A 14,312-nucleotide genomic window follows, 5' to 3' on the forward strand; every position below is an offset into this window, starting at 1 on the left:
TATTCTTCTAACTCCTTGAGCCTGGGGTATCAATGTCTACGGGCGTACGCCTTGAGCAGACTCGGCACATCCAGAATGAGCGCAATACCGCCATCGCTGGTGATGGTCGCCCCGGCCATGCCGGGAGTCCCCTGCAGCAGGCTGTCCAGCGGCTTGATCACCACCTCTTCCTGGCCAATCAGATTGTCCACGACAAAACCGATCTGCTGGGTACCAATCTGGACAATCACCACGTGGCCCGTGTCCTGACGCGATTTTCGGTTTTTGCCTCTGACCAGCCAGTTGTGCAGATAGAACAACGGGATGGCCTTCTCGCGCACTATGATGGTGAGCTGTCCATCCACCATGTTGGCCTTCTTCAGATCCAGATGGAAAATCTCGTTCACACAGCCCAGCGGCAGCGCAAACGTCTGCTCGCCCACTTCCACCATCAGGGTCGGCAGGATAGCCAGGGTCAGCGGCACCTTGATCTCGAGACGGGTGCCCTTGCCCCAGGTCGAATCGATATGCACCGAGCCATTCAGGCTGACGATGCTGGTCTTCACCACATCCATCCCGACGCCACGGCCGGAGATATCGGAGATCTCTGACTTGGTCGAGAAGCCGGGAGCAAAGATCAGGTTGTAGGCATCGTTGTCGCTCATGCGGGCCGCAGTATCGGCATCCAGCACACCGCGGCTGATGGCGATGGACTTGAGCTTCTCGGGATCCATCCCCGCACCATCATCCTCGATGCAGAGCAGGATATGATCGCCCTGCTGGGACGCGCTCAGGGTAATGGTGCCTTGCCGTGGCTTGCCCGCCTTCTCGCGAACATCCGGCATCTCGACGCCGTGGTCGCAAGAGTTGCGCACCAGGTGAACCAGCGGGTCGGCAAGCGCCTCCACCAGGTTCTTGTCGAGATCGGTCTCTTCACCGACCATTACCAGCTCGATCTCTTTCTTGAGGGTACGGGCCAGATCCCGCACCACCCGTGGGAAGCGACCAAATACTTTCTTGATAGGCTGCATGCGGGTCTTCATCACCGCGCCTTGCAGATCCGCCGTCACCACATCAAGGTTGGCAACGGCTTTTGACATGTCTTCATCGTTGCTGGCGATGCCGAGGCTCACCAGACGGTTTCGTACCAGCACCAGCTCACCCACCATGTTCATGATGACGTCCAGCGTCTTGGTATCCACCCGTACAGTAGTGTCGCTTTGCACCGCACTGTCGGCGGGCGCTGGCGCAGCCTGCTTGGATGGCGCCGGGGCTGGAGCCGGTTTTGCCGCTGACGGCGCGGCGGCTGGCTTGGCCGCAGCAGGTGCAGGAGCCGGTTTGGCTGCCGGCGCCGGAGTAACCGGTGCTGCCGGCGCTGGAGTCTGGGGCGCCGCCGGGGCTGACATGCTGCTCTGCGGACTCTGACCGCGACCATGCAGTTCATCCAGCAGACGTTCGAACTCATCGTCATCGATCAGCTCGTCCACCTCTTTCTGTACCGATTTCAGCGGGTTGACTTCGGGAGCACCACCATGCTGACCCTGACCATGGAGCTGGTCAAGCAAGGCTTCAAATTCGTCATCTGTGATGTCGCCGGAACTCGGCGCAGCAGGGCTGGCCGCAGCGGTAGGTGCGCCACCGACGCCATGCAACTCGTCAAGCAGGCGTTCAAACTCATCGGCCGAGATCTCATCGATGGAACCACCACCGCTGACCACGGAGGCCTCTTGCGCGGGTTCCGGAACGGCCGCAGGCTCCGGCTCGGCAATCACAGCCACCTCTTCAGCCACGGGAGCGGCAGCCTCCACCGGCGCACTGCTGCCTGCAGAGGCGGTCAACAGCTGCTCTTCCCCTTCGGGTTTGCAGAGCTCGTGCAGATCATGAAGGATTTCGGCGGACGCAGGGCTAGGCGGTTCGCGATTCTGCACCTGGGCGAACATCACATTGATGGCATCCAGGGCCTGCAGGATCACGTCCATCAACTCGGCGGTCACGGTCCGCTTGCCGTTGCGCAAGATGTCGAACACGTTCTCGGCACCGTGGCAGACGTCCACCAGTTCGGTCAGCGAGAGAAAACCGGCGCCGCCCTTGACGGTATGGAAGCCGCGAAATATGGCATTCAACAGATTCTTGTCATCGGGTCGCTTTTCCAAGTCGACCAGTTGTTCAGACAACTGTTCCAATATTTCGGATGCTTCGACCAAAAAGTCTTGCAGTATGTCTTCATCAACTTCGAAGGCCATGCGTCACTCCATTAAAATCCCAGGCTAGACAGCAGATCGTCCACATCATCCTGACCATTGACCACATCGGAACGAGTCTCAGGGTTCATGATGGGGCCTTCGGCTTCAATCCCGCTTACAGGAAGGCTGCGAGAAGAATGCTCGGCAGATGCCTCACCAAACATAGTCAGCATTTCTATTAATTTAGTTTCAACTTCCTGGACCAACTTGATGACCTTGCGGATCATTTGGCCGGTCAAATCCTGAAAATCTTGCGCCATCAGGATTTCTGTCAGCAGTTGCCGTAATTTATCGGCATCAGATTCAGAAGCCTTAATAAAATCATCCAGTTGGTGACACAAAGACTTGAATTGACCAACACTCATGTCTCTGCTCATCAGGGCATTCCAGTTGGGCAGAACGAGTTGAATGTTGTCATTTAACCGATCGGCAATGGGCAGACTGGCTTCCACCGCATCCATGGTGCGATTGGCAGCCTTGTCCGTCATGTCGATGACATAGCTGAGGCGCTCCCGCGCATCGGGAATTTCATGGGTGGCCAGATCGGGGATCCTGGGATCCAGCCGAAAATCTTGTAGGGAATCATGCAGTTGTCGGGTCAACTGACCCACTTTGTCAAACAGGGCCGCCGCATTGGGTGCACACGCATCGGCGATGAGAGTGTCGGCCTGTTCGAATTCACCTTGCTCAAGATGGGCAACAAGCATCCTTGCCTGATCGAGCGAAATCATTGCACTCGTTTTGGCCTTCATCCCTGCTGCTCCTTAGCCGATTCGTTCAAAGATTTTGTCGAGTTTCTCTTTGAGCGTTGCAGCAGTGAAAGGCTTGACGATATAACCATTGACGCCTGCCTGAGCGGCTTCAATGATCTGCTCGCGCTTGGCTTCGGCAGTCACCATCAGTACCGGCAGGTGTTTGAGCTTGTCATCGACGCGAATAGCCTTGAGCAAGTCGATGCCTTGCATGCCAGGCATGTTCCAGTCAGTCACGACAAATTGAAAATCGCCATTTTTCAACATTGGCAAGGCCGTGTTGCCATCGTCTGCTTCGTGGGTGTTGTTGAATCCCAGGTCACGCAGCAAGTTCTTGATAATCCGGCGCATCGTTGAAAAATCGTCAACAATGAGGATTTTCATGTTCTTGTCCAAAATTCCCTCCTAAATAGCCGCCAGAGCGGCTCACTTACATGATGCAGATCGCAGGTTTTGTTTTGCGGATTATGCCTTAGAGTTTTGTTTCAGTGTAGCCAGTACAAACACTTATACATGCCAATCTCTTAAACGCGCGCGTAATCTATGCATCGCCTGACTGTGTATCTGGCTCACGCGAGACTCGCTGACGTTCAATACCTCGCCTATTTCACGCAAGTTCAGTTCTTCATCGTAGTAAAGGGAAAGCACCAGCGCTTCCCGTTCCGGCAGACGGGCAATGTGTTCGGCCAGCGCCCCCTGGAAACGTTCGGCCGCCAGTTCATCAAAGCCGTTGCTGCCCGGCTCGTCATCGGGGTGACCGATGACATCCTCGCTGACACCAAGATCCTCGATGCCGATGATCTTGCCGCAGGACACATCCTGCAGCATGGTGTGATACTCGGCGAGGCTGACCCCCATCTGGGCGGCCACTTCGGTGTCGCGAGCATCACGACCGTGGGTTTGTTCAACATTTTCGATGGCTTCGGCTATGGTGCGGCTGTTGCGGTGAACCGAGCGCGGCACCCAGTCACCGCGCCGGATCTCGTCCAGCATGGAGCCGCGGATGCGGATCCCGGCGTAGGTTTCAAAACTGGCCCCCTTGCTGCCATCAAAGTTGCGAGAGGCTTCGAGCAGCCCAATCATACCTGCCTGGATCAGGTCATCCAGCAAGACACTGCTTGGCAGGCGAGCCAACAAATGCTGGGCGATCCGCTTCACCAGCGGAGCATGGCGCTCGACCAGCACGTAGGAATCCTGATGACGCAAGTACGCTTGGGCTTTATTCACGGGAACCTTCCTGTGCTATGACCGGCTTTTGCAGCAAATTTTCCAGGAAAAATTCGAGATGACCGCCGGGTTGGTTAGGAATGGGCCAGCTTGCCGCCTTGTTGGCCAGCGCTCTGAATGCCAGTGCGGCCGGAGACTTGGGGAAGGCTTCGACAATCAGCTTCTGCTTGCGCACGGCAGCCCGCAGATTGGTGTCATAAGGCACGCAGGCGACCAGCTCCAGCGAGGTATCCAGGAAGCGGTCGGTCACCCGGGTCAGCTTGGCGTAAAGCTCCTGCCCTTCGCGCAAGGAACGCACCATGTTGGCCACCACCTTGAAGCGAAACACTCCGTGCTCCTTGGAGAGGATCTTGATGAGCGCGTAGGCATCCGTGATGGAGGTCGGTTCATCGCAGACCACCACCATGATGTCCTGGGCAGCGCGGGTGAAACTCAACACCATGTCGGAGATGCCCGCCGCGGTATCCACCAGCAGGATGTCGACCTGGGTCTTCATCTCGCTGAAGGCGCGGATAAGCTCGGCGTGTTGCACCGGCGAGAGCTCGACCATGGACTGGGTGCCCGAGGTCGCCGGCACTATCATCATGCCGTAAGGGCCTTCGACTATGATGTCGTCGATGGTGCACTCGCCCGCCAATACATGGGAGAGGTTGCGATGCACCCGCAGCCCCAGCATGACGTCCACGTTGGCGAGGCCAAGGTCGGCGTCCAGCACCATCACCCGTTTGCCTTGTGCGGCCATGGCTCCCGCCACGTTCAGGGTTACGTTGGTCTTGCCTACGCCCCCCTTGCCACCAGACACGGCGATCACTTTTACTCGATTGTTTTGACGCATTTTGCGCAGACCACTCGCCTGATCCATATACATGTTACTCATAAAACTCCGAATCTTCGGCCTCGCCAAAGCCTGTGCCCCAGAAATAGGGTTCTTCTGTTTCCCGCTCCAGCGAGCCCATGGCAGCTCCGACGAGCTGCGCCGCATTGGCGACCTGAATATCTTCCGGAACCCTTTGTCCATCAGTGATATAGCTGATGGGCAACGCATTCTGGATACACACGTTAATCACTTCGCCCAGATTCAGACTCTCATCCAATTTGGTAAGTATGCAGCCGCTCAATGGAATACGCCGGAAATGGTCCACCGCCTCCTGCATCACCCGACGCTGGGAAGTGGCCGACATCACCAGGTAGCTGCGGATGCGCACCTTGGCATTCTTGACCAGGGTATCGAGCTGCTCGGTCAACCGGATATCCCGCTGCCCGACCCCCGCCGTGTCGATCAGCACCAGACGGCGGTGGCGGAACTGATAGAGGGCATTGGCCAGCTCCTCGGCATCCCGCACCTGGCGCACCGGGCAGCCCATGATGCGACCATAGGTCTGCAGCTGTTCATGGGCCCCGATCCGGTAGTTGTCGGTGGTGATGAGGGCCACCTGCTCGGCACCGTACTTCATGGCAAACCGCGCCGCCAGTTTGGCGATGGTGGTGGTCTTGCCCACCCCAGTCGGCCCGAGCAGAGCAACCGCCCCGCCCTGGCGCAGAATCTCGTCTTCGCTGATCTTGAGCTGGGCCGTCAGCACCTCGGCCAGCTGGGCCATGGCCTGATGGATCGGCATATCCTCGGGGATCATGCCGGCCAGCTGATCGGCGAAGGCATCGTCGAAGCCCATCTTCTTGAGCTCCTTGATGAGCAGGGCGCGCATCGGCTCGCGGCGCTCCACCTCCTGCCACATCAGGCCGGAGATCTGGTGCTCCAGCAGCTTGCGGATGCTGGCCATCTCCTTGCGCATCCCTTCCATCTCCTGATCCCGCTGAGGGGATTGGGGAGCACGACCGGGCGCGGCAGCCCTCGCCTTCGGCTTGGCCGGTTCGGGAGCATTGCCCCACTGTCCCTGTTCGGCCAGAGTACGGGGAGCACCACTGGCGGCGGCAGGCGCAGCGCCGTTGAGCCCCTGGCCGGCCGGGTTCAGTTTCTGCTGGCGGGCCAGCAGGGCGGCCAGGGTATCGGCATAGTGTTCATTCTGCTCTTTGGCCGGGCTCGGCGCGGAGCGCGTCATCTGCCGGCCGGCAGACGAGATATTGACGCTCTCATCGTTCAACTGACGGCGAACCGGCGCGTCCTTGGGTCCCGGCACCTGGGACTGATAATCGACAGCGGCGACTATCTCCACCCCACCGGTGACCTTCTTGTTGGACATGATGACGGCGTCGGGCCCGAGAGTCTCCTTGACCTCGGCCAGAGCCGTTCGCATGTCCTTGGCAAAAAACCGCTTAATCTTCACCCGTCATCTCCGCTAACTAGTTCTGTCCTACCGCACTGACGATGCGGATTTGCTTGTCATCAGGCACTTCCTGATAAGACAGAACGCGCAATCCAGGAATGGCATTCTTGACAAATTTCGCCAGGGTATTGCGCAGTATCCCTGATGTCAGAAGCACGGCCGGCTGGCCTTCCAGTTCTTGTCGTTGTGTGGCTTCCACCAGCGAGCGCTGCATCCGCTCCGCCAGTCCCGGCTCGATGCCGGCGCCATCACCACCCCCTGCCTGCAGGGATTGATGCAATATGCGTTCCAATTCCGGTGCCAAGGTGATCACCGGCAGTTCGGGATCCGGTCCGGCAATCTCCTGCACGATCAGGCGCCGCAGGGCGATACGGCAGGCGGCCGTCAACACTTCCGGATCCTGGCTGCGCGGGGCATATTCCACCAGGGTCTGCAGGATAGTGCGCATATCGCGGATTGGCACGCCTTCATTGAGCAAATTCTGCAATACCTTCACTAGGTTACCCATGGAGATGACCTCAGGAACCAGCCCTTCCACCAGCTTGTTCTGATGCTTCCCTATCATGTCGAGCAGTTGCTGCACTTCATCGTGACCCAGCAGCAGGGCGGCATGGTTGGAGAGGATTTGGCTGAGGTGAGTGGCCACCACGGTCGCGGTATCCACCACGGTATAACCCAGGGTCTGCGCCTGGGAGACCTGCTCCTTGGCAACCCAGACCGCCTCCAGCCCGAAGGCCGGGTCCCGGGTGGCAATCCCCTGGATCTGGCCGAACACCTGACCCGGATTGATGGCCATTTCCTTATCATGATAAACATTGGCCTCGCCGGTACTGACCCCCATCAAGGTGATGCGATACTGGTTCGGGGCGAGATCCAGGTTGTCACGGATATGCACCGCAGGCACCAGAAAACCCAGCTCCTGGGAGAGCTTCTTGCGCACCCCCTTGATCCGGTTGAGCAGCTCGCCGCCCTGATTGCGATCCACCAGCGGGATGAGCTGATAACCCACCTCCAGTCCGATGATGTCCACCGGCATCACGTCGTCCCAGCTCAAGTCTTTCTGCTCGTGAGGCTGCTCTGCGTTCGCCGGCATCAGCTCGCCCTTGGCGGCCTTGGCGGCCAGTTGTTTCTCGCGGCGCAGCAGCCACCAGGCACCGGCGGCGGCGACGCCACCCAGGCTCAGAAACGCCAGATGGGGCATGCCGGGCACGCTGCCCATCATCAGCAGGATACCGGCCGAGATGATGAGGGCTCTGGGGTTGTCGAACAGTTGACCCAACACCGCGGTACCCATGTCCTGATCGGTATTCTGACGGGTGACGATGATGGCGGCGGCGATGGAGAGCAGCAGCGACGGGATCTGGGCGACCAGACCGTCACCTATCGCCAGCAGGGTGTAGATCTGGGCCGCTTCGCCGAAGCTCAGCTGGTGTTGCACCATGCCGATGATGAAGCCGCCCAGGATGTTGATGAAGAGGATCATGATCCCCGCCACCGCATCCCCTTTCACGAATTTCGAGGCACCGTCCATGGAGCCGTAGAAGTCGGCTTCCTGGGTCACGTCCTGACGACGCTTCTTGGCCTCTTCCTGATTGATGAGGCCGGCGTTCAGATCCGCGTCGATGGCCATCTGTTTGCCGGGCATGGCATCCAGGGTGAAGCGTGCGCTCACCTCGGAGATCCGGCCCGCCCCCTTGGTGACCACCACGAAGTTGATGATCATCAGGATCATGAAGACGATGATGCCGACCGTGTAGTTGCCGCCGATCACCACGTTGCCGAAGGCCTCGATCACGTGGCCGGCCGCCGCACTGCCGTTGTGGCCTTCCAACAGCACCACTCGGGTGGAGGCGACGTTGAGGGCGAGACGCAGCAGGGTTGCTATCAGCAACACGGTCGGAAAGGCGGCGAATTCTAGCGGCCGGCGGGTGTAGACCGCCACCAGCAGCACCACGATGGAGAGGGCGATGTTGAAGGAGAAGAGGATATCCAGCATCAACGGCGGGATGGGCAGCACCACCATGCCAAGGGAGGCCAGCACCAGCAGCGGCGTCCCCACGCCCTTGGTCAACAGCCACTTGTACTCTTTGATACGGCCCAATGATGCCTGGAGTTTCATCGTTTTTCTCAATCTCAAACCGCTGATGCCAGATTAAAGCAAACATCAAGCCAATAATGCAACGCATTGAAATACAATGCTTTTATTTTGACTGTGTCAGAAGTTTGTCATTTGCGAAATTCGGGCGGGATGGGCAGATCCTTGGCCAGCGGGTTGGGGCGACGACCACGGCCACGGCGGAACTTCCTGAGCTGATAGACATAGGCCAGCACCTGGGCCACGGCGGCAAACAGCCCCTCCGGGATCTCGTGGCCTATCTCGGTAGCGTGATAGATGGCGCGGGTCAGCGCCGGAGAGGGCATCACAGGGATCTCGTACTCTCGGGCTATCTCCCTGATCTTCATTGCGATTTCATCGGTACCCTTGGCTACCACCTTGGGCGCGCTACCAGGCTTGGCGGAATCGTACTTGAGCGCCACCGAGTAGTGGGTCGGGTTGGTGATCACCACGTCCGCCTTGGGCACGTCCCCCATCATGCGGCGCATCGCCATCTCCATCTGCAGGCGACGGATCCGCCCTTTCACCTCGGGTTTGCCCTCGCTGTCCTTGAACTCGTCCTTGACCTCCTGCTTGGTCATCTTGAGCTGGCGCATGTGGTTCCACTGCTGGAACGGCACGTCGATGGCGACGATGGGAATGAGGGCGCAGCAGAGGATGATCAGCATCCACAGCAGCAGATCCAGCGCGTCTATGATGCCGCCCGGGTAGCCCTCGAGGGAGAGGTTGAGCAGGTGGTTGAACTGGCTGGAGAGCATCCACCAGGCGAACAGGGTGATGAACACCACCTTGGCGATGGACTTGATCAGCTCGACCAGGGACTGCACCCCGAACATCCGCTTGATGCCGTTGAGGGGGCTCAGCTTGCTCCACTTGGGCAGCATGGCCTCGGAGGAGAAGTTCATCCCCCCCATCAGCACGTTGCCGACGAAGGCCGCGATGGCCACCAGCATGAACAGCAGACCAAGAGGCTGCAGCAGTTCGCGCAGCAGGGCCGGCAGCATGGTCATCATGGCGTTGGGATCGAACGCCTGCTCCCTGTCCAGGGTAAAGCCCATGGTAAGCACTTTGACCATGGCGCCGGCCAGGCTCTCCTTGACCATCAGCAGGCCGAATACGGCCGCCAGCAGGACGCTGGCGGTGCCCAGCTCCTTGGATCGTGCAATCTGCCCTTTTTCCCGGGCTTGTTGCAGTCGTTTGCCCGTGGGTTGTTCGGTACGTTCCTGATCGGTATCAGCCATGCTGACCTCCGCACAGGTTGAGGCAATCAGGTATCAAACCCGCCTGAGCGCCGTTGTTCAGTCGCACCATGCCAACAGGGCAGGTCCAGGCAATCCATCCCGTGCAATGGGCCCCCCAGCCTGCCGCCGACATCTTACTGGCCCCCCAGACACTGGGTGCCGATGAGGGTGCAGCTGGTCTCCTGCACCCGCTCCCACATGCTGTCGAAATGGCCGAGGAAGCCACCTATGGTGAGCCAGAGGATCAGCAGGCCCGACATCATGCTGACCGCAAAGCCGATGCTGAAGATGTTGAGCTGAGGGGCGGCGCGGGTCATGACGCCAAAGGCAAAGTTGATGAGCAGCAGGGCGACGATGGCGGAGAGCGCCATCACCAGCGAGGCCTGATACATGACCCCGAGAAAACCGATCAGATCGCGAATGGAGGGCAGGCTGAGGCCGCTGTCCGACACCGGCAGGGTATCAAAGCTCAGCACCACCATGCGCAGCATGATGAGGTGACCATCCACCGCCAGAAACACCAGGGTCGCCAGCATCAGGTAGAACTGGCCCACCACAGGGGCCGACTGGCCGTTCATGGGGTCCACCAGGGTGGCGAAACCCAGACTGGTCTGCATGGCGATGATCTGGCCGGCCATCACGAAGCTCTCCATCAGAAACTGGGTCATGAGGCCGAGCGCGACCCCGATGAGCAACTGCTGGCCCAGCACCAGAAAACTGCCGACGGAGAAGAGCTCGATCTTGGGCATAGGGGGGAGCAAAGGGGCAATCATCAGGGTGAGCGCCAGTGCCAGGCTGATGCGAATGCGGGCCGGGGTCAGCCGGCTGCCGAACACTGCCATCACCATCAGCAGCCCGCTCACTCGCGCCAACGGCCAGACGATGGAAGACAACCACTCCATGATGAGAGCGGTTGTATAGGTCATGCGGGCACCTTGCCGGCCTGCGGCAGCGGCAGGCGCACGGCCTGGCTACTCATCCCACCACCTCGGGAATCTGACTCACCATCAGCATGAAGAAGTCCATCAGACTCTGCAGGCCCCAGTGCGCCCCCGCCCCCAGTGCAAACAGGGTGACGATGAGACGGGGCAGAAAGCTCAGGGTCTGTTCGTTGATGGAGGTGGCGGCCTGGAAGATGGCCACCAGCAGACCGACGCAGAGGCTCGGCAGGATCACGGCACACACCATGATGGTGACCAGCCAGAGCGCCTCGCGAAACACGTCGATAAAGGTTTCAGGACTCATGCCATTCGCTCCTTGCGTCGTTCGCTCTTAGCCACCGGCACCCAGCCCGAAGCTGTTGGCCAGGGATCCCAGAATGAGGTTCCAGCCATCCACCATGACAAACAGCATCAGCTTGAACGGCAGGGAGACCAGCATGGGCGACAGCATCATCATCCCCATCGCCATCAGGATACTGGCCACCACCAGGTCTATCACCAGGAAGGGCAGAAACAGCATGAAGCCTATCTGGAAGGCTGTCTTGAGCTCGCTGGTGACGAACGCCGGGATCAGCACCCGCAGCGGCACGTCTGCGGGCTTGTCCACCTGCACGTTCGCTATCTCCATGAAGGTGTTGAGATCCTTGATCCGGGTCTGGGCCAGCATGAACTGGTGGATGGGCAGCTCGGCCCGCTCCAGCGCCTCCTTGGCCTGGATGGTTTCGGCCAGATAGGGTTGCAGCGCCTCGTTGTTGATGCGATCCAGCACCGGCGACATGATGAAGAACGACATGAAGAGGGCGATGCCGATCAACACCTGGTTGGAGGGGCTCTGCTGCAAGCCGATGGCCTGGCGCAGGATGCCGAGCACTATGATGATGCGGGTGAAGGAGGTCATCATGATGACCATGGCCGGCAGGAAGGAGAGCGCCGTCATCAGCGCCAGCACCTGCAGGGTCAGGCTGTATTCCTGGCTGCCGTCCGCCATGGTCTTGATGGTGACCGCCGACATGCCATCCTGGGCCAGCGCCAGCGGCGAGCAGAGGATCAGGAGAGATAACAGGCCGACCAGCAGCCCACCGTGCGGCCGTGAGCCGTTAGCTTTTTTCATGCTTGCCCATCAATTTGCCAAGCTGCTGGGAAAATGCCTGGGGCTGGCTCTCGTCCAGCGGCTCTTCCAGGCGATAGAGAAAGTTGACCTGCTGCGGCGTCACCCCGAGCAGCAGCTGCTGCTCGCCCACCTTGACCACCAGCAGCTTCTCCTTGTAGCCCACCGGCAGGCTGGCGATGACGCGCATCTGGCCGCCGCCCATGGCGGTGGCAATCTTGCTTTTCTTGAGCAGGAAGCCGAGCACCAGGATGAGGCCAATCACCATCAGACTGGAGAGCAGCCAGGAGGTGAGGCTGGGTGGATTGGCGCCCGCACCGGGTTCGGCCAGTGCGGGGAGGGACAACAGCAGCAACGGGAAGACGCGGATCATTTGAGTTTCTTGATCCGTTCAATCTGGCTGATGACGTCGGTCAATCGGATACCGAACTTGTCGTTCACCACCACCACCTCGCCGTGGGCGATCAGGGTGCCGTTGACCAGTACGTCGAGCGGCTCGCCCGCCACCCGATCCAGCTCCACCACCGAGCCCTGGTTGAGCTGCAGCAGGTTGCGGATGCTGATCTGGCTGCGGCCCACCTCCATGGCGATGGTGACCGGGATATCCAGAATGGTATCCAGCTTGCGCCGCTCCTCGGCACTGATGGGGGCATCGTCCTTGAGCTCCTCGAGAGGAGCTGGCTTGGCTTCGGCAGTCACCTGCTCTTCCAGCGCGGCAGCCCAGGCGTCCGCCATCAGATCCTCTTCCTCAGTTCCGCTCATCTTGAATTCCTTATGCTGTTTTCGTGACGGTCTGCCCAGGCAGGCCGTCGTTTATTGCTGTTGGTCTCCGATGCTGCGCTCGAGCTCTTCCAGCTCGGCCTCGCCATCGATGCGTACGCCGCCCCGGGTCACCAGATGCATCTCTGTCTTGACCCCTTCCGGGCGTTTGAGTTTGTCGGTGATCTTGAGCGCCACATTGTCCTTGGTGCGGCCCATCTTGGCGTGGAAGGTGGGCAAGTCCTCCACGAACACCAGCAGGTTCTCCGGCATCTCCACCGGGATGATGTCGCCAGGCTGCAGCTCCATCAGCTCGCGCAGGGTGAGCTCGGTCTCCAGCAACTTGGCCCGCAGCTCCACCTTGACGTCCATGATCTCGTCGCGCAGCGCCTTGCTCCAGCGCACGTCGGTGTCGCCCTTGTCGCTCTGCACGCCGGCATCCAGCAGCTCGCGGATGGGCTCCAGCATGGAGTAGGGCATGGCCACGTGGAAGTCGCCACCGCCGCCGTCCAGCTCGATGTGGAACGAACTCACCACGATCACCTCGGTGGGGCTGACGATGTTGGCCATGGCCGGGTTCACCTCGGAGTCGAGGTACTCGAAGCCCACGTCCATCACCGGCGCCCAGGCATCCTTGTAGTCCTCGAACACCAGCTTGAGCAGCATCTGGATGATGCGTCGCTCGGTGGGGGTGAACTCGCGCCCCTCGATCTTGGCGTGGTAGCGGCCGTCACCACCGAAGAAGTTCTCCACCAGGATGAAGACCAGCCGCGCCTCCATGGTGATGAGCGCAGTCCCCTTGAGGGGGCGGAAACGTACCATGTTGAGACTGGTCGGCACGAACAGGGTGTGGACGTATTCGCCGAATTTCAGCATCTGCACGCCGTTGATGGAGACCTCGGCGGTGCGGCGCATCATGTTGAACAAGCTGATCCGCATGTGGCGGGCGAAACGCTCGTTCACCAGCTCCAGGGTCGGCATGCGACCACGGACGATGCGGTCCTGGGAAGAGAAATCAAACTGGGCGACACCGGGATCCCCCGCCGCGCCTATCTCCTCCTCTTCGACATCATCGACCCCGTGCAAGAGGGCATCAATTTCGTCCTGACTTAACAGATCGCTCACGCTTCACCCTTATTGCATGACAAAGCCGGTAAACAGCACTTGTTCGATAACGGGGGAAGAGACCAGGTCATTGAGCACCCGACGGCACTCTTCCAGTGAATCCTTGCGCAGCTTCTCCTTGCCCTCGAAGGTCATCAGCTGCTCGCTGGTGGCCGCACTGAAGACCCGCAGCAGGGTGCCTTCGATGAGGGGGATATTCTGCTTGGCCAGCGTTTCGTCGGCGGTACCGCGAACCATCAGCTGGATCTTGATCTGCACCAGCCGGTCGCGCTGACCGCCGGAGACGTTGAACACGAAGGGGCGCGGCATGCCCACGTAGAGCGAGGGCTGAGGCGCCGCCTCCTTGGGTTTGGCATCCTTGCCCTCCCCCGCGGCTTCCGCCGCCGGCTTGTCACCGCCGGCCAGCATGAACCAAGCACCGGCGCCACCGCCGCCCAGCACAATCACGGCCAGGGCGATAATCATGATCAGCTTCTTTTTCTTGCCTGCCGCCGGATCTTTCAGCGTCAGTTCGTTATCGTCTGCCATCCCTTGTCCAC

At 59.9% G+C, this 14,312-nt stretch carries 15 protein-coding genes; all 15 read right to left on the reverse strand.

Annotated features, from left to right (window positions below; all coding sequences use genetic code 11):
• Positions 1–29: 29 nt before the first annotated feature.
• Entirely contained in the window at positions 30–2,222 is a 2,193-nt protein-coding gene (locus tag AB5Y81_RS07085; RefSeq protein ID WP_042008387.1) for a chemotaxis protein CheA, read from the reverse strand.
• An 11-nt stretch (positions 2,223–2,233) separates the two neighbouring features.
• On the reverse strand, positions 2,234–2,974 hold the full coding sequence (locus AB5Y81_RS07090; protein WP_005298816.1) for a protein phosphatase CheZ: 741 nt from the start codon (positions 2,972–2,974) through the stop codon (positions 2,234–2,236).
• Positions 2,975–2,986: 12 nt separating this feature from the next.
• Positions 2,987–3,370, reverse strand: coding sequence for a chemotaxis response regulator CheY (cheY, locus tag AB5Y81_RS07095; protein WP_010634617.1), 384 nt, complete (start codon positions 3,368–3,370; stop codon positions 2,987–2,989).
• Between the two features lie 111 nt (positions 3,371–3,481).
• Complete coding sequence (locus tag AB5Y81_RS07100) at positions 3,482–4,201, reverse strand: RNA polymerase sigma factor FliA (RefSeq protein ID WP_005298811.1); 720 nt, start codon at positions 4,199–4,201, stop codon at positions 3,482–3,484.
• A complete protein-coding gene (locus AB5Y81_RS07105) occupies positions 4,194–5,069 on the reverse strand; it encodes a MinD/ParA family protein (RefSeq protein WP_010634619.1) in 876 nt (291 codons plus the stop codon). The genes AB5Y81_RS07100 and AB5Y81_RS07105 overlap by 8 nt, the downstream gene beginning before the upstream one ends.
• A 1-nt stretch (position 5,070) precedes the next feature.
• Positions 5,071–6,483 carry a flagellar biosynthesis protein FlhF gene (flhF, locus tag AB5Y81_RS07110; protein ID WP_005298808.1) on the reverse strand — a complete coding sequence of 471 codons (1,413 nt, stop codon included), beginning with the start codon at positions 6,481–6,483 and terminating at the stop codon, positions 5,071–5,073.
• A gap of 16 nt (positions 6,484–6,499) precedes the next feature.
• Positions 6,500–8,602, reverse strand: coding sequence for a flagellar biosynthesis protein FlhA (flhA, locus tag AB5Y81_RS07115; protein ID WP_005298806.1), 2,103 nt, complete (start codon positions 8,600–8,602; stop codon positions 6,500–6,502).
• Between the two features lie 107 nt (positions 8,603–8,709).
• Positions 8,710–9,840: a flagellar biosynthesis protein FlhB gene (flhB, locus tag AB5Y81_RS07120; RefSeq protein ID WP_017766597.1), complete on the reverse strand. Its 1,131-nt coding sequence runs from the start codon at positions 9,838–9,840 to the stop codon at positions 8,710–8,712.
• A 134-nt stretch (positions 9,841–9,974) separates the two neighbouring features.
• Positions 9,975–10,766 (reverse strand): flagellar biosynthetic protein FliR, encoded by a 792-nt coding sequence (gene fliR / locus AB5Y81_RS07125; RefSeq protein ID WP_010634622.1) that lies wholly within the window; start codon positions 10,764–10,766, stop codon positions 9,975–9,977.
• A 49-nt stretch (positions 10,767–10,815) separates the two neighbouring features.
• A complete protein-coding gene (fliQ, locus tag AB5Y81_RS07130; RefSeq protein ID WP_005298799.1) occupies positions 10,816–11,085 on the reverse strand; it encodes a flagellar biosynthesis protein FliQ in 270 nt (89 codons plus the stop codon).
• A 27-nt stretch (positions 11,086–11,112) separates the two neighbouring features.
• Positions 11,113–11,892 carry a flagellar type III secretion system pore protein FliP gene (gene fliP, locus AB5Y81_RS07135; RefSeq protein ID WP_010634623.1) on the reverse strand — a complete coding sequence of 260 codons (780 nt, stop codon included), beginning with the start codon at positions 11,890–11,892 and terminating at the stop codon, positions 11,113–11,115.
• Positions 11,879–12,262, reverse strand: a complete 384-nt coding sequence (fliO, locus tag AB5Y81_RS07140) for a flagellar biosynthetic protein FliO (protein WP_017785777.1) — start codon at positions 12,260–12,262, stop codon at positions 11,879–11,881. Before fliO ends, fliP begins: the two co-directional genes overlap by 14 nt.
• Positions 12,259–12,651 carry a flagellar motor switch protein FliN gene (gene fliN / locus AB5Y81_RS07145; RefSeq protein ID WP_005298791.1) on the reverse strand — a complete coding sequence of 131 codons (393 nt, stop codon included), beginning with the start codon at positions 12,649–12,651 and terminating at the stop codon, positions 12,259–12,261. The genes fliO and fliN overlap by 4 nt, the downstream gene beginning before the upstream one ends.
• Before the next feature lie 51 nt (positions 12,652–12,702).
• Entirely contained in the window at positions 12,703–13,773 is a 1,071-nt protein-coding gene (fliM, locus tag AB5Y81_RS07150; protein ID WP_005298775.1) for a flagellar motor switch protein FliM, read from the reverse strand.
• 9 nt (positions 13,774–13,782) lie between these two features.
• On the reverse strand, positions 13,783–14,301 hold the full coding sequence (gene fliL / locus AB5Y81_RS07155; protein WP_005298773.1) for a flagellar basal body-associated protein FliL: 519 nt from the start codon (positions 14,299–14,301) through the stop codon (positions 13,783–13,785).
• Positions 14,302–14,312: the final 11 nt, after the last annotated feature.

The organism is Aeromonas sp. s2 (genome assembly GCF_040907935.1).
Taxonomy (GTDB): domain Bacteria; phylum Pseudomonadota; class Gammaproteobacteria; order Enterobacterales; family Aeromonadaceae; genus Aeromonas; species Aeromonas dhakensis.